The sequence below is a fragment of the Gammaproteobacteria bacterium genome, assembly GCA_014075255.1.
In the GTDB taxonomy this organism is placed as follows: domain Bacteria; phylum Pseudomonadota; class Gammaproteobacteria; order UBA4575; family UBA4575; genus JABDMD01.
Genome location: CP046178.1, coordinates 2,353,116 through 2,378,082, shown reverse-complemented (window position 1 = coordinate 2,378,082; position 24,967 = coordinate 2,353,116). Strand labels below are relative to the sequence as shown.

Genomic DNA, 24,967 nt, shown 5'->3' with positions numbered 1-24,967 from the left:
TATATTTAACTTTTATTTAAGGAGATAAAAATGGACCAAGCATACAGAGAAGCAATTACAAAAATGGAAGAAGCCAAGGTAGACCCAGAATACGTATTGGGGTGGCAAGGCGGATACTTAGGGCATCCAGAGCGCGAAGAACAGCGTGTTACCGATGCCTACACTGCAGGTTTTGAAGATGGCTCAGAAAAAAATGGTAGCAATTTTGATAGTTGGAAAAAATAAATAAACACTGGATGTACAAATAAGAGTTGCAATATGGACGACCTACAAGGACGTAGGAAATGCAGAAAATGCCGGAGTAATTTTGCCGATGCTTCTGGTTAAAATTCTTCGTTATAAAATGTCCGCTTCCGGCCAATAGCGGACATAGAATCTTTCTTAGTTTGATTCAAGAATAATGGCGCTTTCCGCAACACAATGGCTTTTTACTTGGTTAGCATTTTTGGCATCGTATGTGATTCCAACGAAGCGTACACGATCTTTTGGTTTGATCTTGCGTGCAAATTCGTCTTGACCATCTTTGATACGTGCCGCTTCATTGCAATAGATTTTCCAATCCTCACGACCTTCGACTCGAACCCGAAATCCGCTTCTTATATATTGCAAATATTCTCCTTCTATATTTGGCATCGATGAAAATTTCGTCTTTGTTTTTTCATTAGCGAGTACTCTAGACTCAGAATCTCCACACCATGTACAATTTGCCCAGTACTTTTGAGCACGATCTATACGGTATCCTGCTCTACTAATTCTTGTAGCGCCACGACTACATGCGTCATGACATTCCTGTGCTTGTCTTTTTGAAGTTGAATCTGAAGCATTTTCGAGCTTAACCTTCCATTCCTGCGTAGCCTTATTCATGTCGTTGACCATCTCATCAATGGTTTCGGGGGCTTTAGTAACGGCTATCGCAGGTTTCTTCATTCCAGGAAGTTGGTTCTTCGTGTTAGCGTAATTTTCTTCACAACTTTGAATACTTCTATCTGTTAATAATTCTGGATGCTTAGTTACTGTTTCCGCATACCTCCAACATGCCGCTATACACATGTGAGCGCGGTCTGATCTAAGTTTTCCAGCGTCGACCCAAGCTGCACACTGTTGTCCTTTTTTACGCATGTCTTCTACAACAGTATTTGCATGAATATCTTCTATAAAAAAACATTAAGCAAATAGATTAAGAAAACTAATGCGCTGAAAATCAATAATTGCTTGAATGAAATAGCCATATTTCCTCTATTTTTATATTAATTATTGGTGCTTTTCAAAACCATTTTAATGTCCGCTTTGGGTCGTAAGCAGTCATTTTGAACGTTTGTTTTGAAGTTTCCAACCAAGGTTCCCCTTATTTAATTTGAATTATGTCTGCTTTCGGCCAATAGCGGACATAAAATAGTTTAAACATCTAACCATTCCATTCAGCTAAAGCATCATCTGATGCGTGTCCAATAAGTATTAAAATTTTCTTGGGATTGCCACGAGCTTGAGAAAAATTCTTTGTATTTGAATCGTAAAGTAACCAATGCTCTTCATTTCCCGCAATCACATACATCTGGTAAGTTTCTTCTGGCAAAACTCCCCATTTACGTGTCCATTCATTGGTATTTGCCTGAGCAATAAATGGCTCAGTAACAAGGCTCAATAGCTCTGCTTTCTTATTATTTAAGAATACTTCTCGGTCTTCCGCATTAAAGTCGGGAGTTGAACAAGGTCTACTGAAAGATTCTTTTAGAATTTCTATTGCTTGTTCCTTAGTCATATATTTGTATCTTGGAAAATGTCCGCTTTGGGTCGTAAGCGGTCATTTTATGTTTGTTATTTTGTGAATCCAACCTGAAATCCCCTTCAGTAGTTTAGCTTATGTCCGCTTTCGGCCAATAGCGGTCATTTCTGATTCCAGTATTTAATACCAGAATCAATACAATTGACTTCTGTTACATCACATATAGATAGGCGATATTTCAAATAACTAATCAATGCTTCTTTTTCATAAGAATTAAATTGGTCGCATCTTCCAGACCAAAAATCACTATTTGGGTCATCGGGTGAAAGATTGTAAAGAATATTTTCATGAGCATTACTGTCAGGAACTTCTATAGCGTATTTAATAAAACTAGGTAAATAGTATCTAAATGCTTTTGAAGAAAACAAAGTAATATCATTTCCATGATATTCCAATAGTGTGTCCGGAACATCTACTACAGAATACTCCTCGAAACTCCTGCTTAATTCTTTGCACTCCGTACATTCATCTATTGCATGAGTTGTAATCTCATTAAAATTAGGTCTTGGAGCCTCGCTAAATGCTTCAAACAATCCTGTTATAGAATAATCCATTTAGTTAAATCAAAAATGTCCGCTTTGGGTCGTAAGCAGTCATTCTGAACGTGTTATTTATTGATTCCAACCTTGCTTCCCCTTAAATCTATTTAATTATGTCTGCTTTCGGCCAATAGCGGTCATTTGATTTTGAGTAAATTTTTAGAACGCAATACATTTGACTTCACTGATTCCCCTAGAATTGCTTCTTTCAAGTACAGCTTATCCTGATCATGCAATGGTGAATTATCTTGCAGTAAAGAGTTTCTATCGCTCCATTGCTGATACCATGACTCTGATTCTTTTTTAACGAAAGTTGCCATTTCATTTGCGCAGATTTCTACAGATTCTATCGAAGATTCGTATTCAAACTTATATTTACCTGCTTTGAAATCTTTCTCAATTGGGCCTATTAAGGCTATAAACTCTCTACTATCATTCAAGACTCTAATACAAGTATGTATCCTGAAATATGGCCCAAAACTATACTTGTGAATATGAATAAACTCGGCGATTAGATTGTTTTCTCGCACGAAGAATGTAGGTTTTGTTCTAATAAATCCGGTCTCTTTGATCTGACTAGCAAAGCGCCTCAACACCTTGTCTGCATTTGAACGTTCCAATTTTTTTAGTTCGCGCTCTCTTAGATACTCCTTTTTTTCGTTAGGAGATAACTGATCTATAAGCTTTGAGCCTTTTTTTATCAAATTAATATAATGTCCGCTTTGGGTCGTAAGCAGACATTTTAAACCTGTATATTGAATTTCCCAATTTCTTCTTCTATTTAAGTAAACTTAATTTTCGGAAGTCATCAATGACTCAATTCTGTGCCTTTCAAGCAAGTGCATCACAATTTAAACTCTTGTTTTATAAGCATAATTCCTGCGGTTATTTAGCATTTATTCTAGATCTGATCACTAAAGCATCGAATTAAGCTGCCGATAATTAAACAAAGCTTCAATAAGTTGGAAAATAATTCTGACACTCAAATAATACCTTCATGAAGAATCGCAGAAATTACTATCAAACCCTCCACGTTCAAGCCGATGCCCCGAAGGAAGTCATTCGCTCGAGTTATCGCACCATGATGCAAAAACTTAAAATGCATCCAGACCTAGGAGGTTGCCATGAAGATGCTGCGGTGGTGAATGAAGCGTATAACGTGCTAATGAATGACACTGCAAGAGCGGAATACGATACTACTCTAAACACTAAACCAAAAACTGAACAACGCACTGAAAAAACTAAACAAACCAAGGCCCCAACAAAGCCAATCAGGAAAAACACTTATGCTGACAATAAACAGCAATGTTCATTTTGTAACTCGCAACATAACATGGGAAATAATATTGGACCTGATGATGTATGCCCTAAGTGTGAAAGCCCCGTGTTCCCTGCAAAAAAACAAACCGTAGAAATTTGTGGCAAACGAACCATTCAAAGAATGAATAAAGAATGGTCAGTGAGATTTTATAGCTTATGGCCCAACTCCGAACCCCACATTGGAAAAACAAGAAACGTATCCCTGAATGGCATGCAGTTAATTACCACCGAATCGTTAGATATAAACCAACTGATTAAAATCACCAGTAGCGAACTCGATGCAGTGGCCAATATTGTTAACCGCCAATTGGGTTCTAATGAAAAGAGTGTTGAATGGAGTTACGGATTAGAGTTTTTAACCCTGCGTTTTCACCAAGCCCACGGCACATTTATATCGTTAGCTATTTGAAAATGCTCATTTACATAAATGTCTGTTTTTCAGCCAATAGCAGACATTAAACAATACTACCCTGTTGTCATTTTCTTCAAGGTGCGATCTTTGATTACAAAGTGGTGGTACAACGCTGCAATTGCGTGGCCTAGAATTAAAATCCAGACCGCCCACTTACCCATTATCTCTTTATGAAAAAAGTCGATGGGTTCTTCAAATTCTTTAAAGCTTAATCCCAACCAATTAGTAACAAGCGTATTATAAATAGAAGTAGCCTCAAACTTAACGACATCAAACAAAAAGAAAAACTCTGTATTTACGCCAGTACCAATATAACCACTTAGCGGCATAAGAATCATTACAGCATATAAAGCGTAGTGACCAATGTGTGCAGCGATATGTGCAAGCTTAGTTCCAGGTTCTTGACTTGGAGTTTGATTGAAGTTGCGCCAAATTATTCTAAGAATAACCACTGCCGCAATGGTGATGCCAAATGATAAATGCAGTTGCAGAGCTGTCCAGTTTTCTGGGGTTTTTTCTTCTGTAAACCAATGTCGAAAATAAACAGCACAGTACGAACCTAAAAATAGAGCCACTATTGTCCAATGAAACCACTTTGCGATTGAGCCATAATTGTTTGCGGTGTTTTTAAGCGTCATTATTATTCTTGAAAATCTTTAAATTTTGAACCGTTTGTATACGAATGTCCGCTTTGGATCGAGTGCGGTCATTCCTCGCCCCACACCCCACTTTCCGGAATTGGCGGCGGCGCAAAGTCAGCTTCACTTAGTGATGGACTTTGCCCTTTAAACACTCGTTTAAGTGCTAATAAATGTTTAGGTATTTCTGAATCAATTACATAATCTGGAATCCATTTATTATCTTTTTCACCCATTACGTCTCGAACATAGTTGCCCGCTATACGACGCATAGAAAAACTTGGGCCATCTTCTTCGTTGTAAGAACATTCAGAATACTCATTCATTCTTTCGTTTAGCAAATTAATAAAGTCTGAACGATACTCTCCCGCTTCCACATCTGATCGGTTGCTTTGCATCGTATCTGCTAGATGCTGGCCAAGCGCATTAATGAATATTTCACGTTCGGCGGCAGACATTTCATCAAACACCATGCGATCGGCAACATGTGCGCCAAATGCAATAAATTCACCAATCACATCTAGTCTTTGAAAACGAGATGCCGTTTCAAATCCTTCATTTTCTAAAAATAAGCATGACTCTGCTGCAAGCACCCAAAGATTAAAGCCAATGACCCCTGCAATCTCTTCTGGTTTGCGCTTTCTTTCCGCTTGATTCCATTTAGTCTTTAATCTTGCCATTTTGCTTGCTGTACATAGTGTTAATAAATGTGGTCTTATGATGCTAACTTTTAGATACTAACTCAGATATTAACATGGACCCTGTATAATAGGATGATTCAGAAAGCCACCCACCCACCCAGTCATCCACCCAACAATCGACTATGTGAAACGGTTCAAAAGAACTGCGACATATCTGATGCACATCATGCTGCCAATTACACACTGTGTGTGTATTTATTAAAGATGCGTGAATATTACCGCTGGGAAAATGGTTTTTCATACAATGATGTTTTACCCAAAGAAGACGTCGGTAATTGGGTACAAGAACGTGAAAGTTTGTGGGAAGAAATTGAAAACCAAGCCTTTTTGCCATTAGAAATCGATGGCAAAAAATACGACCCCTTTGATACTGAAAATATTAATAAAGCATTGGCGCCGAAAGGCTATGTTTATAGTGGTGGCATGGGCTTGCGCGCAGCACCCCATTTCTTTTTAGCTAAACTCGAAGAAAAGAAAGTCTACAACGACTTCACTATGCATGTATCTGCAGATGAATGCGCGCGCGATCTAACCGCCCCTCCCGCCATGACGCAAGGCAAGCATGTTTTTATTCGTCGTGAAGCGTTACACCGATACTTATGGGAAAAGTTTACCGAGTGGCAATGGCACAAATATGAAAATGCGATGTCTCGTGCATTATCATTTTATGATTTTGAGAATGATATTGACCAAGCACTTGAGCAAATGACCAACAACGAATTGCAGGCTGTCACCTTACATGAGATTGGTGAAATCAGCGCATCCCAAAAACTAGGTGACCAATGGCGCGAAATGATTGTTAGCTTACCTCGGTCTCGCGCTGAGTTTTTAGCCAGAGCGGTTAAAGACTTGCTAGCAGATTGTTTATCGACTCTGCCAGGGTTAATTGATAACTATAACCCAGCTTCATTACATTTTTATGCCGCTAACCTTGTCGCAATGCGAAAAGAATTGTTTCCAAGCTTTTATATTGCTTATCAAGTATGGCTAGACACAGAAGACACTCAACCTCTAAAAGCTTTAGCTGTAAAAGGCGCACAACATTGGGCTACACTTGCACAAGAAATGCTAACGCTCTACCAAGAAGAAAAAGATGTAGATTTAGATACGTTAGAGACGCTCGTACAGAATAACATTTTATAATTTATGCCCAGCAAACCTTTACAGACCATACATGAGGTCAAACCCAATAGTTTTGTGTTTGAAAAACCCAATACACTACCTAAAGAATTCTGCGCTGATGTAATCGCACGATTCGAGAAAGATGAAGAAGGTCAATACAAAGGACGCATTGGCCAACATGCAAATGAAGATAACAGTATTAAAAAATCAACCGACCTAATGGTTAGCGGAAAAGAACATTGGAAAGATGTTGATAAAGCGTTGTTTCAATCCTTAGGTAGAGCCGTAATAGAATTTCGCGAGACTTATCCTTTTTTCAAAGGTTCTTTTAAAGACATGGGCTATGGGGTACAGCGCACGAATCCCGGAGAACATTATCATTGGCATATCGATGGTGGCAGTCATGACTTTAGTCACCGGCAACTTGTAGCCATTTGGTATTTAAACGATGTTGCTGGCATGGGCGGCGAAACGGAATTCTTATTTCAAGACATTAAAATTAAACCTGAACTAGGGAAATTAATTTTATTTCCTCCTTTTTGGACACACGAACATCGTGGCGTCACATTAGAGTCTGGCGTGAAATATATTGCTACTACGTGGGTAGTATTTGCATAAATATACACCTTAAATGCAAATAATTTATCGCTCTCCTAACTCTGAAAAAGAATTTGAGGATTATTTTACTTTCCGCTGGGAGTTACTACGAAAACCATTAGGCTTTAAACGCGGCAGTGAACAAGATGAATTAGAAAATACTGCATTTCAGCTTGCGGCCTTCAACAATAAAATAATTATAGCGGTTGGCAGATTACATATTGAAAAAAATAATACTGCGCGAATACGCTACATGGCTGTTGACAGTGCATTTAGAAAACAAGGTGTTGGCAGTCGCCTACTTAATAAATTAGAGAAATATGCAATTGAAAAAAATATTGGAAGCTGCTGGTTGTATGCACGTGAAACCGCCGCCCCCTTCTACACCAAAAACCATTACAATATTATTGGTGAAGCTATATCGAAACTAGAGATTCCACATCAAAGAATGCAAAAGATTCTCTAACACTACGTCACTACGAGCTCGGTTAGATTCATATCGCCACCAGTATCAATATCTACTGCCTGTACACCTGGAATTTTATGCATTATATAAGCCGCCATCAGCCCAACAGTAGCGGATTTTTCTTGCTGTATAGCCGTTAGCATTTTATCTGCAGCTATCTGGCAACGCTGCATTTCATTTGGAGCCTCTACCCAAGTACGACTCATCTGCCATCCTTGGTCCATATCGGTATCCATTTTTACAAACATTTCTTGCGCACTAGATATCATGTCTGCATCTATTTCCAGGGGAAATGTTTTCTCATCAATCGTAACTTTCAGTATCATCAGGGATTAATTCTCTATAATGTGAAATCAGTATAACTTGTAACAAGCGAACAAAATAATGTTAGTTAAGATTAAAAGTATTCTTGGTGACGCTGAATTACAGAAAATTCAGAAATTACTTAAAAACGCAAAGTTCAGAGATGGACACCTATCCGCTGGCATGGCTGCACAACAAGTTAAAAATAATCTTGAAGTTTCGGATGAAGATATTACTTCATCACTAAACAACATTGTAATGAACAATGTACTTCGTCAACCCATATATCAACAAGCTGCTTTACCTCACCGCATCGCCGCACCATTTTATGCACGCTATGAAACAGGTATGGAATATGGCGAACATATTGATGACCCCATTATGGGACAAGGCGACCGATATCGCTCTGATCTTGCAATGACTATATTTCTTAATTCGCCAGATGAATACGAAGGTGGTGAATTAATTATACAAAGCTCTTACGGTGAACAATCTCTAAAGCTTAATGCAGGCGATGCTGTGCTTTATCCCGCAACCACAAGACATCGGGTTGCAAAAGTAACCAGTGGCCAAAGGTTAGTGGCGGTAACGTGGGTGCAAAGTTTGATTCGTGACAATGAACAGCGCGAATTACTTTATCAACTTAGTAAAACGCGTGAGAAATGGTTGCATAAAGATCCAGACTCAGAAGACACGAAACGTATTGATAGCACTTACGTTAATTTGGTTCGAATGTGGAGCGAAGTATAAGATATAAAAAAGCCGCCCTTGCGAATACAAGCTAGCGGCCTTTTAAATTAGATTTAGTTAAAGAATTAAGCGTGCGAACCTTTTTCCTTATGCGCATCTTCAACCACTTCCATTGCAAGTTTTGCGTATTCTTCTCTATAACCATCCAGACTTGAACCGTCTTTAGGAACAAAATAGCTCTCTGCAGTTATTTCGCCACTTTGCTCAAGTTCGATGAACTTTTTTTGCAACTCAAGCATTTTTTGAATTTTTTCTTGTTTGGAACTCATATTGAATCCTTAACTGTAAATGTATTTATTAATTTAATGATTTAACAGGGTCAGTCTGTATTCCACTATGGGTAAAAGTAGTTTAGTAACCACCCTTACGACGACTTTCAGGCAAACCACCAATACGGCCGGCTTGTTTACTTGGATCACCTGGGAATAAGTCATACAGCACTTTGGCATCAATTTTTTTCTCGCCCCATGCTTTAGCCATAGCCTTAGTCATGTTACGAGTATTAGGTTGGTTACCTGCATTGTTTATGAATTCATCACGCAGGTAATTAATCACATCCCAATGCTTTTCAGATAATTCTACGCCCTCTTCTTTAGCAATCTCTAACGCCAAATCTTCAGACCATTCTTCAATATTTACAAGAAACCCAGATGGTGTTGTTTCTATTTCTGTACCGTTTACGATGATACCCATACTTCTTTAACTCCTAAACTATAGATAGTGCTGCCTTTATTATTGTGTTTTACGACTAAAAACTAACTTTCCAAAAAGAGATATCTTTACCCTACTCAAAAAGCTACTTCTGCTGAGCTTCGCCCACAGCTTCAATTCCCTTATGCGGTATAAACAGCCCGCACCCTACGAGCCGGCCAGCACCTAAGCCATTTTGTTGCAAATAGATAGACTCTTCCGTTTTCAATCCATCAATCATGAGACTTCGCGTGAGCAAATTTTTGCCCGGCATGCGCAATACATGCGCGCGACCGCTCATCATCTTCTTAACCTGAATACCTTCTTTTCTTAGCATTTCTGCTGTTTGATTTAGAAAAGTCTCTTCATCTTCAATATTATTTTCCATATTAGAAGCCACTACATAACGCGCAAAAATAGTGGTTAAAACAGAAAGAGGTTTTTGATTAGGCATAGTTAACACTAATTCATTACCTGCCACATTCAATGTTTGACCTGCAAGTTTAGATGCATCATCTACACGATGCTTTGGCAGGCGCAACATAAAACGAGTGCGTTTCGACAAACTTAATATTGCATCCGGTTCTTGTGGCCGCACCCAACCATTGCCTGATTCGGCACCATGAATAAGATGTATACCTGCTTGTGGTTCATCTGCAATCCATGGCAATGCTTGTTGCAAAGTTTGTGATAGTTCATGAGCATGATCCAATGGCAATTGTTTGCACTGCACTTTAAAAGATAAATCAACAATGTTATCGGGAACAACAGGTCGTTGATTTTCGTCTTCTTGATCTTGCCAAAACATACTTTTTTAACGATCCTAATTTACAAGCTTATACTAATCGCCGATTTTACCAGCCGAAGTAAATATCGCTTCCAAAATATCTTCCCAGTTTTCGGGTGTGTCTTGAAATGGCGGGCGCACATCCATACGAAAAAACATTTCACCTTGTTTTACTTGTTCAGTTAACTTTTCTTTAAGTTCTTCAAAAGAATTAAGCTCATGGTGTTGCATGAGGAGTTCGCTTAGCCACAACATTAATGATTTACCGTATTTTGTAGGGGTTTTTGATCAATAGCCAGACGATTATAAAAACGACCTCTGTATAGCATGCGCCTTTTATTTTCATCTTGATGATCTTCAAACGCAGTGCGATTATGCAAAACATTATTACAAACCACACCTTCACCTGCGTTTAAGCTGTAATGAAACATATAAGGATTACCTTGTAATATTTCATGCAAAAAAGCTAATGCGCGTTGCACAGTCTTATCTTGCTTCCAGACGATACTGCGTTGACGTGCGGTGTAACGCATACATAAAGCTTGCGAATCCTCATCAACAAAAAACACCGGCCCTGTTTGCGCAGGTCTTATTTGTTTTCCATCTATTTCATTTGCAGGAATCATCATTACATCATCATGCATTAATGCAGTGATGTAATCAGGGTTTTCATCACGCAATAAAATGTATGCAATTTCTGGATCTAGATAACTATTTTCACCGCCGCTTTTAGCCGGACGCACACAGTGCATTAAAAATGCATAAATACACTGCTCACTTGCATTGTAATATCCATCGGTATGCCAATTGAGTGGTTTGTTGGTGTACGGAATGTAATGGGAGTTTTTCTTGCCTATTTCCTGGCCCATATCCTTCCCCGTATCCGTGATGACTGAAAGTCGATCTTCATCGGCACACAGATTGGCATCCAACTCTCGCAAACCCAGTTGTTGCGCGATAGAAATAGCACTCTGCCTGAAATTTTGATCAACATTTGTACAACGATAGAGAGCGATATTCGTCTTTGAACAGGTAGTTTTGAAGGCGATTAGCTCATTATCCGTTAAATTTATAGGGTTATTTAGCTCAATAATTAGCTGCTTGGCATCCACAGGGTACTTATATAGCTTTTGCGCACGCCACTCCTCATAAGAGTGGGATTCTTTTAAGAGATAGGGCTGCATTTCTTATGAGCTATATGCGCAAATGGCTGTAAACGTATGGTTCTATTGTTGCTTATAAACATAGACTTAGCCTACTTGGAAAGCCACTAAAATAAGTTATCTCAACACTGTAATAAATCGTATCTCTATAGGGATAAGTTGCACTTTAGACTGCATCCCAAGGAGGGGATTTTGACTTATTAGCCCTACTTCTAAACTTCCTAACATTATGTTTTTAGGACTTTTCCGTTTATTCTGTAACGATAAATGGAGTGTAGATTCAATCAATTATGGCTTGAACTACTGACCCAGTATTACGACTTTCTTGGTAACAATTTTTAGGAGATTCCACTATGGCCGATAAGCATCATCCTACCCCCATGCTTGATGAGCTAGAGAAAGGCCCTTGGCCTAGTTTTATTTCTGGATTTAAACGTCTTCGCGACCAACATCCAGATGCAAGAATTAATGGTGTAGCAAACTCGCTTTTAGGTCAGCTAGAACATTCATACGAAACTCGTAAAGGTTATTGGAAAGGTGGAACCGTTTCTGTATTTGGATACGGTAGTGGAATCATCCCACGCTTTTCAGAAGTCGGTGCAGCGTTTCCTGAATCAAAAGAATTTCACACGCTACGTGTACAACCACCTGCAGGTAACTACTACTCTACGGATATGTTGCGTCAATTAGGTGACAGTTGGGAAAAATGGGGTTCAGGTTTAGTTACTTTCCACGGCCAGACTGGCAACATTATGTTCATCGGTGCAAATACCGAAAACACACAACATTTCTTTGATGAAATTAATGAATACGGATGGGATCTTGGAGGTGCAGGACCATGCGTACGTACAGGAATGTCTTGTGTAGGTGCCGCACGTTGCGAAATGTCTAATGCAGATGAAATGAAAATTCATCGTACGCTGTTAAATAACTTTACCGATGACGTGCATCGTCCTGCATTACCTTACAAATTCAAATTTAAAGTTTCAGGTTGTCCAAACGATTGCATGAATGCAATTGAGCGTGCTGACTTTGCCATCATAGGTACTTGGCGTGACGACATGAAAGTCGATCAAGAAGAAGTTAAGAAATTTGTAAACCGCAAAGGTCGTCAGTATGTAATTGATAACGTCATTACACGCTGCCCAACTCAAGCGTTAGCGCTTAAAGATGACGACACCTTAGATGTAAACAACAAAGACTGCGTGCGTTGCATGCACTGTTTAAACGTTATGGTAAAAGCATTATCCCCAGGAGATGACAAAGGTGTGTCCATTCTAATGGGTGGTAAACGTACCCTTAAGATTGGTGACCTAATGGGAACCGTAGTTATTCCTTTCATGAAACTCGACACAGACGAAGATTATGAAAAAATTACTGAACTAGCAGAAGAAACTATCGACTTCTGGGCAGAAAATGGTTTAGAGCATGAGCGTTGTGGTGAAATGATTGAGCGTATTGGCTTGGTTAATTTCCTTGAAGGCGTTGATGTAGACGTTGATCCAAATATGGTTACTGAGCCACGTCAGAGTTCCTACATACGCATGGATGGCTGGGACGAAGAAGCTGAAAAATGGTTCCAGAAAAAGTCTGAAGAAAAGCAAGCAGCGGCTAGTTAATACATTCCCAAGACGTATAGAACCTACATTACAACTTTATAAGATATATAAGCGGAGAACATAATGGCGATAGATCACCGTCCACCAATAGAATCAGGATGCCCAGACGGATTCCAATACATGCATCCTGTGATGCGAAAAAACTATGGAATGTGGGACTATCATGAACATCCACGTCCTGGTGTTTTACTTCACGTTGCTGATAATGGTGAAAGAATTTGGACGGTACGCGCAGGTACACAACGCATCTTAGACGTATTCACATTACGAACTCTATGTGACATTGGCGATGAATTTGCTGATGGTTACGTACGCTTCACGATTCGCAGCAACATTGAATACATGGTGGCTGATGAAGCAAAAGTACAGCCAATGATTGATAAGCTTGAATCAGAAGGATTTGTAGTAGGCGGAACTAAAAACTCTGTGGCAATGATTTCGCACACTCAAGGTTGGTTGCACTGTGACATTCCAGGCACAGACGCATCAGGTGTTGTAAAGGCAATGATGGATGAACTTATCGATGAGTTCAAAGAAAACAACATGCCTAACCGTGTGCACATTACAACTTCTTGTTGCCAAATTAACTGTGGTGGACAAGGCGATATCGCTATTAATGTTCAACACACTAAGCCACCGAAAATAAATCACGATTTAGTATCCAATGTATGTGAGCGACCTTCAGTGGTTGCACGTTGTCCCGTTGCTGCGATTCGTCCTGCAATGGTTAACGGCAAACCTTCATTAGAAGTGGATGAGAAGAAATGCATCTGTTGTGGTGCGTGTTACCCCCCTTGTCCGCCTATGCAAATTAATGATGCTGAACACACCAAACTTGCGGTATGGGTGGGCGGCAATCACTCCAATGCACGCGGCAAACCTACTTTCCAAAAATTAGTAGCTGCGGGTATACCTAACAACCCACCGCGTTGGCCTGAAGCCACAGCGATTGTTAAACGCATCCTTCTTGCTTACCGCGATGACGCAAAAGATTGGGAACGCATGAATGACTGGGTTGAGCGTATTGGTTGGCCTCGTTTCTTTGAAAAAACCGGTTTACCTTTCACCAAGTTCCACATTGATAACTGGCGTGGTGCACGTCGCAGCTTAAATGCTTCGACTCACATCCGTTTCTAACTTATCTATTTTCTTATTTATTTCTGGGAGTCTCTGTGAAGTTTGGAATTGTAATTAACGAAGGACCGTACACGCATCAAGCATCTGATACTGCATTGCAATTTGTTAAATCAGCCTTAGCAAAAGGTCACGAAATATTTCGTATCTTTTTCTATCATGACGGCGTAAACAATGGAACAGACTTAGGTGTTCCTCCTCAGGATGACCGTAATCTTCCAAAAGAATGGTCCGAACTGGCTGAAAAGCACGGTTTAGACTTAGTGGTTTGTGTTGCCGCTGCTCAACGTCGCGGCATGCTTGACGAAGATGAAAGTAAACGAAACGGCAAAACCTCAAATAACTTAATTAAAGGCTTCCGTATTTCCGGTTTAGGCCAATTAATTGAAGCTGGCATCCAAGCGGATCGCCTCGTTACCTTTGGAGATTAAGAATGTCAGAAGAAGGCATCGTAAAGAAATTTTGTTATCTGAACCGTAAAGCACCTTACGGCACTATCTACGCGCTTGAATCATTAGAAGTTGTACTCATAGCAGCAGCGTTTGACCAAGACATCAGCCTAGTGTTTGCTGATGATGGCGTATATCAACTGACTAACAACCAAGAAACTGATGGCATTGGCATGAAGAACTTCTCCAAAACCTACAGTGCACTTGGTGACTACGACATTAAAAAGATTTACGTAGAAAAAGAATCTTTAGATGAGCGTGGCTTAACGGCTGATGATCTTCAAGCTTTAGTCTACGAAGACGAAGATGATGATTGGGCAGAAAAAAATTCATTATTTGTGGTTGATCGCGCAGAGCTTACAAGCATTATCGACGCACAAGATGTGGTCTTGAGTTTCTAATAGAAAAAATAATGTTAATTATAACTATTTGCGAGCCCACCAAGTTTTTAATAGGAAGTTAACCATGTCAGCATTACATACCGTCAACAAATCTCCTTTCGAGCGCAACTCTTTAGCGTCTTGTTTGCGTTTAGCTGCTAAAGGCAGCGCAGTCCTTTTATTTGAAGATGGCGTCATTGGCGCGATGAAAAACACTAAACATTCTGATGCCGTTGCCAATTCAATGAGCGATATTTCTTTTTATGTTTTAGGTCCCGATATCAAAGCCCGTGGACTGAAAGATGGCAACGTAATTGATGGAATTAAAATTATCGATTATGACGGCTTTGTAGATCTAACGACCGAACATCATACTGTTCAGTCTTGGCTTTAAATTTTTATACCATTAGGTAAATTTAGGAGAGTTGTATGCCCTTAGAAGTAAATGGTCAGTCATATGAAACTGATGAAGAAGGTTACTTAGCCGACCTTAACCAATGGCAACCTGACCTGGCTGAAGCAATGGCTGTAGCAGATGGTGCTGAGTTAAGTGAAAACCACTGGGAAGTTATTAACTTCCTGCGTGAATACTACGAAGAGTATCAAATTGCTCCAGCAGTTCGCGTACTGACAAAAGCTATTGGCAAAAAACTTGGCAAAGATAAAGGTAACAGCAAATACTTATATGAGTTGTTTCCATATGGTCCTGCTAAGCAAGCTTGTAAATATGCAGGTCTACCAAAGCCAACTGGCTGCGTTTAGTAAATAAGAAGTATTGTCACCGAGGGTTGTTTTTAACACTCCTCGGTATAATTCTTCACTTTTAACTTAGTTGTTTTATCGCCGCTATGTTTTATAAAAACATGTGTGCTCTAGGATTCACTATTCATGTCAATTTTAACCGCAACATTTGCTTTCTTGTTCTATATAGCTACCGCTATATTAGTAATATTTGTTGCGCGTAAAATCTGGATCTACGCAAAAACCCCTGCACCTTTAAAAATACCAACCACACCTGCTCCTACAACACGTGCTGGTGTTGCCTTTAGGATGGTAAAAGAAGTCACCATCTTTGAAAGTTTATTTAAATCTAGCAAATGGACATGGTTATTTGGCTGGGTTTTCCATTTCGGTTTACTGTTGGTGTTACTTAGACATCTACGTTATTTCACTGATCCGGTTTGGGCTTGGGTAGCTTTTATTCAACCGTTTGGAAAATATGCAGCCTTTATGATGCTGATCGGTTTAGCCGGCTTATTGGCACGTAGAATATTTGTTGATCGTGTGCGTTATATATCTGCACCTTCTGACCATCTAATGCTTTTGCTACTTATTGCCATTGGTGCTAGCGGTGCGTTGATGACTTTTGTCGAACATACTGACATCGTTTCTTTGAAATCTTTTTTAATCGGCTTAATGACTTTCGCCTGGGCAACCGAGGCAGGCTTAACTGCCATGCCTAATGAATTAATTTTAATCGTTCATTTAAGCTTAGTTATTTTACTAATGATTATTTTTCCATTCAGCAAACTATTGCATGCGCCAGGCGTATTCTTTAGCCCGTCACGCGACCAAGTAGATAACCCACGCGAACGTCGACACATCGCAGAGTGGGCTACAAAAATTGATACCACCAAATCATCTACAAGGGCAAGTTAATTAATCATGGCTGCTGCAGAATTCAAAACCCCTGAACTTAAAGAATATCCGGTTATCCCTCGCCTGCAAGAAGGTGTGATGAAGCATAGCCAACCTTATACGGCTAAAGCTGAGTTCCAAGAAAAATTGGGTTTCCCTGGCGAGCTAGTTGATAACTGGCAGCAAGTTGCGATTGATAAAATGGGTGAGCTCAACAAAAAATACCGCTCACTAAGCGTATATTTAGACTCATGCGTGAAATGTGGTGCCTGCACTGACAAGTGTCACTACTATTTAGGCACAACCGATCCTAAAAATATGCCGGTGGCCCGTCAAGATTTATATCGCAAAGTCTATCGTCGCTACTTTACTGTCTCTGGTAAATTATTTCCTAAGCTGGTGGGCGCTGAAGATTTAACTGAAGAAGTATTAGATGATTGGTATAGCTATTTTCATCAGTGCTCACAATGTCGTCGTTGTTCCGTGTATTGCCCATATGGAATCGATACTGCAGAAATTTCCATGGCAGCACGCGAAGTTATGGATACGGTTGGAAAGGGACAAAAATACTGCAATGAAATTATTGGAAAAGCACAAACTATAGGTAACAACCTAGGCTTACCTGAACCTGCTTTATTAAACACATTAGAAGGTTTAGAAGAAGACGTAGAAGAAGAAACTGGCGTAAAAGTTCGTTTCCCAGTAGATGAAAAAGGTGCAGATGTATTATTAATCACCCCTTCTGCAGATTTCTTTGCCGAGCCACATATCGATGGCTTAATTGGTTATGGAAAAGTATTTCATCAAGCGGGCATTTCTTGGACCTTAAGTTCTTATGCTAGTGAAGCCGCAAACTTTGGCATGTTTATCGGTAGTTATGAAAATATGCAGAAACTTGCACTGCGAATTCGTCAAGCCGCACTGGATTTAGGTGTAAAGAGAATTGTATTTGGCGAGTGCGGTCATGCATGGCGTGTAGCGTATTCATTCTTAAACACTCTAGCCGGTCCATTTGATTTTCTTGATCCTAATTATCCGGTACCGCAACATATTTGCGAAGTAACCCATGGTTTGATTAAAGAAGGCAGATTAACTTTAGATCCATCATTGAATGACGACATGGTCATTACGTATCATGACTCATGCAATGTGGCACGTGCATCACGTATGGGTGACACACCAGGCGGCCAATTTGAAATCCCAAGAGACATTATCAAATCGGTTTGCAACAACTATGTAGACATGCCGAGCCATGCAATTAAAGAAGGCACATACTGCTGTGGCGGCGGTGGAGGTTTGTTAACCGACGATTTAATTGAGCTGCGTGTTAAAGGTGCACTACCACGTATGGAAGCACTAAAAAATGTAGTCGATGAATATGGGGTAACTCATATGGCCGCGATCTGCGCCATTTGTAAGAGTCAGTTTTCTAAAGTGTTCCCATATTACGATTTCACAATGGATCAAATTATTAGCCTGCATCAATTGGTAAGTAACGCAATTGTGTTAACACCAGAAAACGTCACCGAAGATAATGATGGTGACGACAATGACACAGACGACGAAAACCAAGCCGAAGCGGCTTAAACACAATTTTATTTTTTTTAATTAGAAATATATAAGAGCTAGGAGCTACACATGGCAAGTTCTAAAGAAGAAATGGACCATAAACTTACGTTTACAAAGTATGAAGAAGGTGATTACACCTGGGGCAACTTTGGTGACCAGATCTTTAAAGAAGATACTTCTCACAAATGTCCAACTTATGTACACCGCACACCGCCTTGCCAAGGTAGTTGCCCTTCTGGCGAAGACATTCGCGGTTGGTTGCAAATTGTACGCGGTATAGAAAAGCCACAAAAAGAAGACATGAGCATGCAAGAGTATGCATTCCTTCGCTCTACCGATGCCAACCCTTTCCCGTCTATAATGGGTCGTGTATGCCCCGCCCCATGTCAGGACGGTTGTAACCGTAATCATGTAGAAGATTTTGTTGGTATTAACGCCGTAGAACAATATATAGGTGACACTGCGGTTGAACAGAATTTTAAATTTGAAGCCCCTGCAAAACTTACTGGCAAAACCGTAGCGATTATTGGCGGCGGCCCAGCGGGATTGGCTGCTGCGTATCAATTACGACGCATGGGTCATGCCAGTGTAATTTTTGATGACCATGAAGAGCTTGGTGGTATGTTCCGTTATGGCATCCCGGGTTACAGAACGCCACGCAAACATTTGAACCATGAAATTCAGCGCATTATTGATATGGGTAACATCGAAACCCGTATGCAGACACGTGTTGGTAAAGATGTTTCAGTAGAAGACGTAGAAAAAGAATTTGATGCTATTTTATGGGCACTTGGCTGTCAGTCAGGACGTGGTTTACCGGTAGACGGTGGTGATGCACCTAACTGTGTTGCCGGTGTAAAGTTCCTAGAAGCATTTAACACAGGTCGTTTGCAAGTTACTGCTGATCGTGTCGTATGTGTAGGTGGTGGTGATACATCTATTGACGTCGTATCCGTTGCTCGTCGACTTGGTCGCATTGAAAAACTAAACAAAGAAGAAGCACCAGAACATGTAATTGGTGGTTATGTTGCACATGACGCAGCGTATGCGGCAGCACGCCAAGGCGCTGAAGTAACACTTACTTCATTATTCCCTAAAGCAGAAATGACTGCAGCAGAGCATGAAGTCCATGATGCACAACGCGAAGGTGTAACCATTAAAGATGGTGTAATGCCAGTCAAAGTTATTTTAGGTGCTGATGGTCGCGCTATTGCATTACGCATGGCTACATGCGAAATGGTAGATAACCGTCCAACGCCTGTTGAAGGCACTGAATTCGATATCGAATGTGATCTGATTGTTTCTGCGATTGGTCAAGGCGGTGATTTAGAAGGCCTTGAAGAATTTAATAATGGTCGCGGTCTTATCGATGCAGATAAATTCTATGCAGTACCCGAACGCGAAGGACACTTTGTAGCAGGTGACATTATTCGCCCTCACCTACTTACAACGGCCATTGGCCAAGCGTCTATTGCAGCAGAAAGTATTGACTACTACTTCAACAATACTGAAATCAGAAAACGTCCTAAAGTAGACGTGCACCATTTTGATCTATTAGAAAAATTACAAGAATCAGGTCTTGAGCCGGCAGAATACGCAGCAGGCGAACACTTGGGAACCGATGAAGCTAAGTACGCCGTGCATAACTTTGAAGATCGTGCGGCACAAGAAATCATCCCTTACGATGAACTTTTCCTAGCTCACTTCCCATTCACTCCTCGTTTGTTACGCGAAGAGCATGGCCCTGACGCTGAAGAAGTGCTTGGTCACTTCGAAGAACGCATGAAAAACTTTAGTGACGAACAAGCAGTAGAAGAAGCTGAACGTTGCATGAGTTGCGGCATGTGTTTTGAGTGTGACAACTGTGTAGTGTACTGCCCTCAAGATGCGGTGTTTCGTGTTAAGAAAGATGAATCAACCACAGGACGTTATGTAGACACTGATTACAACAAGTGTATTGGTTGTCACATCTGTGCAGATGTTTGCCCGACGGGGTATATAGATATGGCCCTCGGTCATTAATAAGAGCTATATGGTTCCGTTTTAATACCGTCAATAAAGCGAAGCCTAAAAATATAAAAAGAATATGCGCATGTTTTTCAAAAAGTATTTTATTTATATCTTGTTGGTTATAACACTGGTCTGCTGCATTGTTGGAATCAGTATTGTATTTGCAGATAGTCCTGCTGACATTCCGCCTCCTAAGCAAAAATACAACGAAGAAACGCTTTGCGTAGAACCTGTTGAGATCATGCGCAAACAACACTTTGAGTATGTGCTCGATCATCGAGACAAGACTGTAATTGAGGGAATACGCACCAAGAAACATAGCTTAAACGAGTGCATCGATTGCCATATCACGGCTAATGCACAAGGTGAATACGCACGTTATTCAGAAGATACACATTTTTGTGCCAGCTGCCACCAGTATGCAGCGGTAAACATTGATTGCTTTCAATGTCATGCAGATCGTCCAGAAAATGCAATTCGCAAAGCCATGAATCCGAATCAGGCTGTAGAGCACTCTGAGGAAAATAAAATAAATAATTACCTACACCTTGGTAATGTAGAGCACAAATAAGATAATACACATGCGCTATAAATTAGACATTGATACCAATATAGACAACGTACTTAGTGCCGTTGACGAGTCCATAGACAGAAAAGAAATTGTCTATGAAGTTGACCCTAATATAGACATGCACAAGCGGGAGTTTATAAAAAGTGCAGCTGTAGTAGGCGGTTTAACCATTGCTCCAGGTGTAATGCTGCATCAAACCGCATCTGCAAAACCTGTTGATCAAGCAGTTAGCAGCCAGCAAAGATGGGGCATGCTAGTTAATACTAATGTATGCCAAGAAGATTGTGACGCTTGTGTTACCGCATGTAACGAAGAACATGGTCTTTGGGATTTAGGACGACCTAAAACTGATGCGCAATGGATTCGCAAATTAAATGTAAAAGATAAGCAAACTGGTCACGTCACCTCATTACCTATGATGTGCCAGCATTGCGAGCACCCTCCTTGTGTAGACGTTTGCCCAACTGGCTCTTCTTTTAAACGCGAAGATGGGATCGTTCTGGTCGATGCACACACCTGTATTGGTTGTCGTTATTGCATGATGGCCTGCCCTTATAAAGCCCGCTCTTTTATTCATGAACCGCTAGAAGATCAATTACCGCATGCCCCACGTGGCAAAGGTACTGTAGAAAGCTGCACACTTTGTGTACATAAAGTAGATCGTGGCGACAACAATACCGCTTGTGCAGAAGCTTGCGCTAAAGACGGCCATCAAGCACTTTTATTTGGTGACTTGAACGATCCTAATAGTGAAATTTCAAAGCAATTGGAAAAACACGGTGGTGTTCAGATACGTGCGGACTTAGATTTAAATACTGGTGTGCGTTACCAAGGCCTATAAGAAGGTTTATAAGTAAGTTTATTTTAGTTAAGAATAAGAAAAATGATTGAAACTACTCGATTCAGTTCACTAGAAGCAAAATCAGTTCAATACTGGGTTTTATTAATGGCATTAGGGCTGGCAGCTGTAGTCGGTTACTTATCCTCACATCATATGGATTCACATGGTCATTACATATCAGGTATGACCAACCAAATTGTTTGGGGGTTCCCTCATGTAATTGCTATCTTTTTAATTGTTGCAGCTTCTGGCGCACTGAATGTGGCATCGATATCGTCTGTATTTGGCAAATATGATTACAAACCACTCGCTAGGCTGTCTGCGCTGCTTGCAATCGCCTTGCTAATAGGCGGCTTAGCAATATTAGTGCTGGACTTAGGTCGACCCGATCGTTTAATTGTGGCGATGACAAAATATAATTTTAAGTCCATCTTTGCCTGGAATATTTTCTTATACACCGGCTTCATCATTATTACCGGTTTCTACCTATGGATGATGATGGAACGTAAAATGAACAAATTCAGCAAAACTGCTGGTCTGTTTGCGTTCATTTGGCGTTTGATACTCACTACCGGTACTGGATCAATTTTTGGCTTCCTCGTAGCGCGCCAAGCTTATGATGCCGCCATTATGGCCCCGATGTTTATTATTATGTCTTTTGCCTTTGGCATGGCTGTTTTTATTTTAGTGTTGCAAGCCAGTTATAAGTGGAGTCATCGTAATCTTGGTGATGCAATGCTCGACAAACTTAGAAAATTATTGGGAATATTTGTTGCTGCAGTATTTTACTTCGTGATCGCCTACCACCTCACAAATCTATATGCGACAGAACACCACGGTGTCGAAGCATTCATTCTAAAAGATGGTGGAATCTATACATATTTGTTTTGGGGTGTGCATATTATTTTAGGCTGTTTAATTCCATTAGCATTAGTCTTTATCAAACCCATGAGCCAGTGTCGTAATTGTTTAACTATCGCTTCTCTCCTAGTAATCATCGGAGGCCTGGCACAATTGTATGTAATTATTATCGGCGGCCAAGCTTATCCATTAGAAATGTTCCCTGGCCACGAAGTTAGCAGTAGCTTCTATGATGGCGTAGTGGCTGAATATGCTCCAAGCATTTGGGAAATCTTACTTGGTATTGGCGGCACGTGTATCGCGCTACTTGTCGTTACAGTAGGCGTGGCAATTTTAGATTTCTTACCTGAAAGTCTTTCTGACAAAGCTTTAGAATTAAACGCGGCAAAATCCTCTTAAATTGGATAACACTAGAGTGCTTTAAATAATCATCGTGGCACACTTTCTTATATCTGCCGCAAATAAATCTTCAGGCAAAACTGTTTTAAGTATTGGTATCTCTGCAGCTTTACATCAGCAAGGCCTTAACGTTCAATCATTTAAGAAAGGTCCCGATTACATAGACCCAATGTGGCTTGCAAAAGCGACTGATCGCAATTGTTACAACCTTGACTTTTGGACCCAATCCGAAGACGAAATCAAAGCAACGTTAAGCACACATAGTCAAGATGTCGACATCAGCGTTATCGAAGGCAACAAAGGCTTACATGATGGTCTTGCGGCCGATGGTAGCAACAGTAATGCAGCCTTAGCGAAACTCATCCAGTCTCCCGTCATCCTAGTGTTAGATACTCGTGGCACGATACGCGGTGTAGCTCCATTATTGATCGGTTATCAACAATTTGATCCAGCCGTCAATATTGCCGGTGTAATCTTAAATTTTGTTGGTGGTGAACGACATGCAGCAAAATTAACCGCAGTCATCGAACGTTATACCAATATTCCAATTTTAGGTATGGTGCAGCGCAGTGCTGAATTAGAGCTAGTCGAACGTTACTTAGGTTTAATGCCAAGCAACGAAGATAACTATGCTGATTCTAAAATTTCGCGCATGGCAGAGATTATTGCTAAGCAAGTCGATCTGGAAAAAATTACCGCTATTGCTAATACTGCTAAAATCTTTCAAGTCGAAAAATCGCAAAAGTTTGATCAGCAATTTAATCTTACGATAGCTTATGCTAAGGATGAAGCTTTCGGATTTTATTATGCAGATGATTTAGATAGGTTTCGCCAGTATGGCGCACGTCTCATCCCTTTCGATACTTTACACGATCAAACATTACCCGATACAGATGCATTATTCATTGGTGGCGGTTTTCCTGAAAAACGCATGCAAGAACTTGCGGCTAACAGCGGCATGAAACAAGCCATTCTCAATGCAATTGAAAATGGCATGCCGACTTATGCTGAATGCGGCGGTTTAATGTATTTAAGCAAGTCTATTAAGTACCAAAAACAACAATCTGATATGGTAGGCATCATTAATGCAGATTGCGAAATGCATGAAAAGCCCATTGGACGCGGCTACACATTACTAAAAAATAAAAATATTCATCCGTGGGATACAAACCATGGTAATGAGATCCCCGGTCATGAATTTCACTATTCAAAACTAGTTAACACTCCCATAGAGACTGACTACGCATACCAGGTAAATCGCGGCTTTGGTGTGAATGGTGAACACGATGGCATCGTGTATAAAAACCTATTGGCTTGTTACGCTCACCAGCGAAATACACAACAAAATCAATGGATTTTAAGCTTTTTAGAATTTGTTAAATCCAAAGCCTAGATGTACATCGCTAGGGGATGTACTACAATTAGAACTCCATCAATGATAATAATCCAACGATTCTATGAGCATTGAAGTTACTGAAACTGCAGCCAACCAAATTAAAAAAGCTGCTGTCGAATCAAAATTAGAAAACACCTCACTGCGAATTGCTGCAACCCGTAATAGTGATGACTCATTACATTATGGTCTAGGGTTTGATGACATAGGCTCCAATAGTGAAAAAGATCACTCGTTTAAATCAAATGGCGTTGAAATTGTGGTGGCAGACTCTAGTTTTGAATTATTAAATGGCACCACGCTTGATTATATCGAGCTCGAACCCAAACAATTTCATTTCGTGTTTTTAAATCCTAACGACCCTAATTACACTCCACCGACTGAAAGCTAATTTAAATAGTGAGGGACAATTATGAATGCTAAAAAATTTATCCTCGCAAGCATCGCTGTAACTATTTTTATTATGGCATTTGATTTTTTATTTCATGGTATGTTTATGGCCAGTACATACGAGCAAACCGCTAGTTTATGGCGGCCTCACGAAGTCATGAACGACTATATGGTGTGGATGATCTTAGGCCAAATTATTATGTCGGTAGGCTTTGTAGCCTTATTTACCAAAGCTTTCAAGCGTGGTGGCATTGCTGAAGGCGCTATCTATGGCTTGTTAGTTGCAATAATATTTATCGGCACTAATCTAATAATGTATGCCGTGGCGCCCTATCCTATGAATATGGTAATCAGTTGGATCGTGGGAGTAATTATTGAATTAATATTAGCCGGAATGATTGTTGCGTTTATATATAAGTCAAAAAGTACTCACGCATAAGCC

At 40.2% G+C, this 24,967-nt stretch carries 33 protein-coding genes; 21 read left to right on the top strand and 12 right to left on the bottom strand.

Translation table 11 applies throughout. The features are described from left to right. Positions 1-30: 30 nt before the first annotated feature. Positions 31-225 (top strand): hypothetical protein, encoded by a 195-nt coding sequence (locus GKR92_12165; protein ID QMU62413.1) that lies wholly within the window; start codon positions 31-33, stop codon positions 223-225. Positions 226-381: 156 nt separating this feature from the next. Here GKR92_12165 and GKR92_12160 read toward each other — a convergent pair whose 3' ends face one another. From GKR92_12160 to GKR92_12145, 4 genes are all read right to left on the bottom strand, one after another. After that, on the bottom strand, positions 382-1,119 hold the full coding sequence (locus GKR92_12160) for a hypothetical protein (protein ID QMU62412.1): 738 nt from the start codon (positions 1,117-1,119) through the stop codon (positions 382-384). A 286-nt stretch (positions 1,120-1,405) separates the two neighbouring features. Further along, positions 1,406-1,759, bottom strand: coding sequence for a hypothetical protein (locus GKR92_12155; GenBank protein QMU62411.1), 354 nt, complete (start codon positions 1,757-1,759; stop codon positions 1,406-1,408). A gap of 125 nt (positions 1,760-1,884) precedes the next feature. Further along, positions 1,885-2,337, bottom strand: a complete 453-nt coding sequence (locus tag GKR92_12150) for a hypothetical protein (protein QMU62410.1) — start codon at positions 2,335-2,337, stop codon at positions 1,885-1,887. 122 nt (positions 2,338-2,459) lie between these two features. Next, positions 2,460-3,026 carry a hypothetical protein gene (locus GKR92_12145; GenBank protein QMU62409.1) on the bottom strand — a complete coding sequence of 189 codons (567 nt, stop codon included), beginning with the start codon at positions 3,024-3,026 and terminating at the stop codon, positions 2,460-2,462. Positions 3,027-3,319: 293 nt separating this feature from the next. Between GKR92_12145 and GKR92_12140 the strand changes: the two genes are divergently transcribed. Then, the gene (locus GKR92_12140; GenBank protein ID QMU62408.1) at positions 3,320-4,051 is read left to right on the top strand and encodes a DnaJ domain-containing protein; all 732 of its coding nucleotides are present in this window, start codon (positions 3,320-3,322) and stop codon (positions 4,049-4,051) included. A gap of 56 nt (positions 4,052-4,107) precedes the next feature. Here the strand turns inward: GKR92_12140 and GKR92_12135 are convergent, their stop codons facing one another. Beyond that, positions 4,108-4,692 (bottom strand): cytochrome b, encoded by a 585-nt coding sequence (locus GKR92_12135; GenBank protein ID QMU62407.1) that lies wholly within the window; start codon positions 4,690-4,692, stop codon positions 4,108-4,110. Positions 4,693-4,760: 68 nt separating this feature from the next. After that, a complete protein-coding gene (locus GKR92_12130; GenBank protein QMU62406.1) occupies positions 4,761-5,372 on the bottom strand; it encodes a hypothetical protein in 612 nt (203 codons plus the stop codon). Positions 5,373-5,465: 93 nt separating this feature from the next. Here GKR92_12130 and GKR92_12125 point away from each other — a divergent pair, with 93 nt between their 5' ends. From GKR92_12125 to GKR92_12115, 3 genes are read left to right on the top strand one after another with little or no spacing between them, the layout of a single operon-like run. Beyond that, positions 5,466-6,536: a hypothetical protein gene (locus GKR92_12125; GenBank protein ID QMU62405.1), complete on the top strand. Its 1,071-nt coding sequence runs from the start codon at positions 5,466-5,468 to the stop codon at positions 6,534-6,536. Between the two features lie 3 nt (positions 6,537-6,539). Beyond that, positions 6,540-7,133 carry a 2OG-Fe(II) oxygenase gene (locus GKR92_12120; protein ID QMU62404.1) on the top strand — a complete coding sequence of 198 codons (594 nt, stop codon included), beginning with the start codon at positions 6,540-6,542 and terminating at the stop codon, positions 7,131-7,133. A gap of 13 nt (positions 7,134-7,146) precedes the next feature. After that, positions 7,147-7,578 carry a GNAT family N-acetyltransferase gene (locus GKR92_12115; GenBank protein QMU62403.1) on the top strand — a complete coding sequence of 144 codons (432 nt, stop codon included), beginning with the start codon at positions 7,147-7,149 and terminating at the stop codon, positions 7,576-7,578. Positions 7,579-7,580: 2 nt separating this feature from the next. On the opposite strand, the gene GKR92_12110 is transcribed toward GKR92_12115, so the two are convergent. Beyond that, positions 7,581-7,904 (bottom strand): hypothetical protein, encoded by a 324-nt coding sequence (locus GKR92_12110; GenBank protein QMU62402.1) that lies wholly within the window; start codon positions 7,902-7,904, stop codon positions 7,581-7,583. 58 nt (positions 7,905-7,962) lie between these two features. Here GKR92_12110 and GKR92_12105 point away from each other — a divergent pair, with 58 nt between their 5' ends. Next, positions 7,963-8,631, top strand: a complete 669-nt coding sequence (locus GKR92_12105; protein ID QMU62401.1) for a Fe2+-dependent dioxygenase — start codon at positions 7,963-7,965, stop codon at positions 8,629-8,631. A 65-nt stretch (positions 8,632-8,696) separates the two neighbouring features. On the opposite strand, the gene GKR92_12100 is transcribed toward GKR92_12105, so the two are convergent. The 5 genes from GKR92_12100 to GKR92_12080 all read right to left on the bottom strand — a co-directional run bounded on the left by GKR92_12100 (position 8,697) and on the right by GKR92_12080 (position 11,292). Beyond that, a complete protein-coding gene (locus GKR92_12100; protein ID QMU62400.1) occupies positions 8,697-8,900 on the bottom strand; it encodes a hypothetical protein in 204 nt (67 codons plus the stop codon). An 82-nt stretch (positions 8,901-8,982) separates the two neighbouring features. Further along, positions 8,983-9,324, bottom strand: a complete 342-nt coding sequence (gene tusE / locus GKR92_12095; protein QMU62399.1) for a TusE/DsrC/DsvC family sulfur relay protein — start codon at positions 9,322-9,324, stop codon at positions 8,983-8,985. Positions 9,325-9,427: 103 nt separating this feature from the next. After that, on the bottom strand, positions 9,428-10,129 hold the full coding sequence (gene cas6 / locus GKR92_12090; protein ID QMU62398.1) for a type I-MYXAN CRISPR-associated protein Cas6/Cmx6: 702 nt from the start codon (positions 10,127-10,129) through the stop codon (positions 9,428-9,430). Positions 10,130-10,162: 33 nt separating this feature from the next. Further along, a complete protein-coding gene (locus tag GKR92_12085) occupies positions 10,163-10,363 on the bottom strand; it encodes a sulfur relay protein DsrC (GenBank protein QMU62397.1) in 201 nt (66 codons plus the stop codon). Next, positions 10,363-11,292: a taurine catabolism dioxygenase TauD gene (locus GKR92_12080; GenBank protein QMU62396.1), complete on the bottom strand. Its 930-nt coding sequence runs from the start codon at positions 11,290-11,292 to the stop codon at positions 10,363-10,365. Before GKR92_12080 ends, GKR92_12085 begins: the two co-directional genes overlap by 1 nt. A gap of 332 nt (positions 11,293-11,624) precedes the next feature. Here GKR92_12080 and dsrA point away from each other — a divergent pair, with 332 nt between their 5' ends. The 15 genes from dsrA (at position 11,625) to GKR92_12005 (ending at position 24,964) form a co-directional block, all read left to right on the top strand. Beyond that, positions 11,625-12,890 (top strand): dissimilatory-type sulfite reductase subunit alpha, encoded by a 1,266-nt coding sequence (dsrA, locus tag GKR92_12075; GenBank protein QMU62395.1) that lies wholly within the window; start codon positions 11,625-11,627, stop codon positions 12,888-12,890. 63 nt (positions 12,891-12,953) lie between these two features. Next, on the top strand, positions 12,954-14,027 hold the full coding sequence (dsrB, locus tag GKR92_12070) for a dissimilatory-type sulfite reductase subunit beta (GenBank protein QMU62394.1): 1,074 nt from the start codon (positions 12,954-12,956) through the stop codon (positions 14,025-14,027). A 35-nt stretch (positions 14,028-14,062) separates the two neighbouring features. Beyond that, positions 14,063-14,455, top strand: coding sequence for a sulfurtransferase complex subunit TusD (tusD, locus tag GKR92_12065; GenBank protein QMU62393.1), 393 nt, complete (start codon positions 14,063-14,065; stop codon positions 14,453-14,455). Between the two features lie 2 nt (positions 14,456-14,457). Next, positions 14,458-14,874: a sulfurtransferase complex subunit TusC gene (gene tusC, locus GKR92_12060; protein ID QMU62392.1), complete on the top strand. Its 417-nt coding sequence runs from the start codon at positions 14,458-14,460 to the stop codon at positions 14,872-14,874. Between the two features lie 64 nt (positions 14,875-14,938). After that, positions 14,939-15,247, top strand: coding sequence for a sulfurtransferase complex subunit TusB (gene dsrH / locus GKR92_12055; GenBank protein ID QMU62391.1), 309 nt, complete (start codon positions 14,939-14,941; stop codon positions 15,245-15,247). Positions 15,248-15,282: 35 nt separating this feature from the next. Then, positions 15,283-15,615, top strand: coding sequence for a TusE/DsrC/DsvC family sulfur relay protein (tusE, locus tag GKR92_12050; GenBank protein QMU62390.1), 333 nt, complete (start codon positions 15,283-15,285; stop codon positions 15,613-15,615). A 126-nt stretch (positions 15,616-15,741) separates the two neighbouring features. Continuing rightward, positions 15,742-16,512 carry a nitrate reductase gene (locus GKR92_12045; GenBank protein ID QMU62389.1) on the top strand — a complete coding sequence of 257 codons (771 nt, stop codon included), beginning with the start codon at positions 15,742-15,744 and terminating at the stop codon, positions 16,510-16,512. A gap of 6 nt (positions 16,513-16,518) precedes the next feature. Further along, entirely contained in the window at positions 16,519-18,078 is a 1,560-nt protein-coding gene (locus GKR92_12040; GenBank protein QMU62388.1) for a (Fe-S)-binding protein, read from the top strand. Between the two features lie 51 nt (positions 18,079-18,129). Then, a complete protein-coding gene (locus GKR92_12035) occupies positions 18,130-20,082 on the top strand; it encodes a 4Fe-4S dicluster domain-containing protein (protein ID QMU62387.1) in 1,953 nt (650 codons plus the stop codon). 64 nt (positions 20,083-20,146) lie between these two features. Further along, complete coding sequence (locus GKR92_12030) at positions 20,147-20,641, top strand: hypothetical protein (GenBank protein ID QMU62386.1); 495 nt, start codon at positions 20,147-20,149, stop codon at positions 20,639-20,641. A gap of 118 nt (positions 20,642-20,759) precedes the next feature. Beyond that, positions 20,760-21,482, top strand: coding sequence for a 4Fe-4S dicluster domain-containing protein (locus GKR92_12025; GenBank protein ID QMU62794.1), 723 nt, complete (start codon positions 20,760-20,762; stop codon positions 21,480-21,482). Positions 21,483-21,524: 42 nt separating this feature from the next. Beyond that, positions 21,525-22,742, top strand: coding sequence for a molybdopterin oxidoreductase (locus GKR92_12020; GenBank protein QMU62385.1), 1,218 nt, complete (start codon positions 21,525-21,527; stop codon positions 22,740-22,742). A gap of 34 nt (positions 22,743-22,776) precedes the next feature. Next, positions 22,777-24,135, top strand: a complete 1,359-nt coding sequence (gene cobB, locus GKR92_12015; protein ID QMU62384.1) for a hydrogenobyrinic acid a,c-diamide synthase (glutamine-hydrolyzing) — start codon at positions 22,777-22,779, stop codon at positions 24,133-24,135. Positions 24,136-24,199: 64 nt separating this feature from the next. Beyond that, the gene (locus tag GKR92_12010) at positions 24,200-24,526 is read left to right on the top strand and encodes an iron-sulfur cluster assembly accessory protein (protein QMU62383.1); all 327 of its coding nucleotides are present in this window, start codon (positions 24,200-24,202) and stop codon (positions 24,524-24,526) included. A gap of 21 nt (positions 24,527-24,547) precedes the next feature. After that, positions 24,548-24,964, top strand: a complete 417-nt coding sequence (locus tag GKR92_12005; protein QMU62382.1) for a hypothetical protein — start codon at positions 24,548-24,550, stop codon at positions 24,962-24,964. The last annotated feature ends 3 nt before the right edge of the window (positions 24,965-24,967 follow it).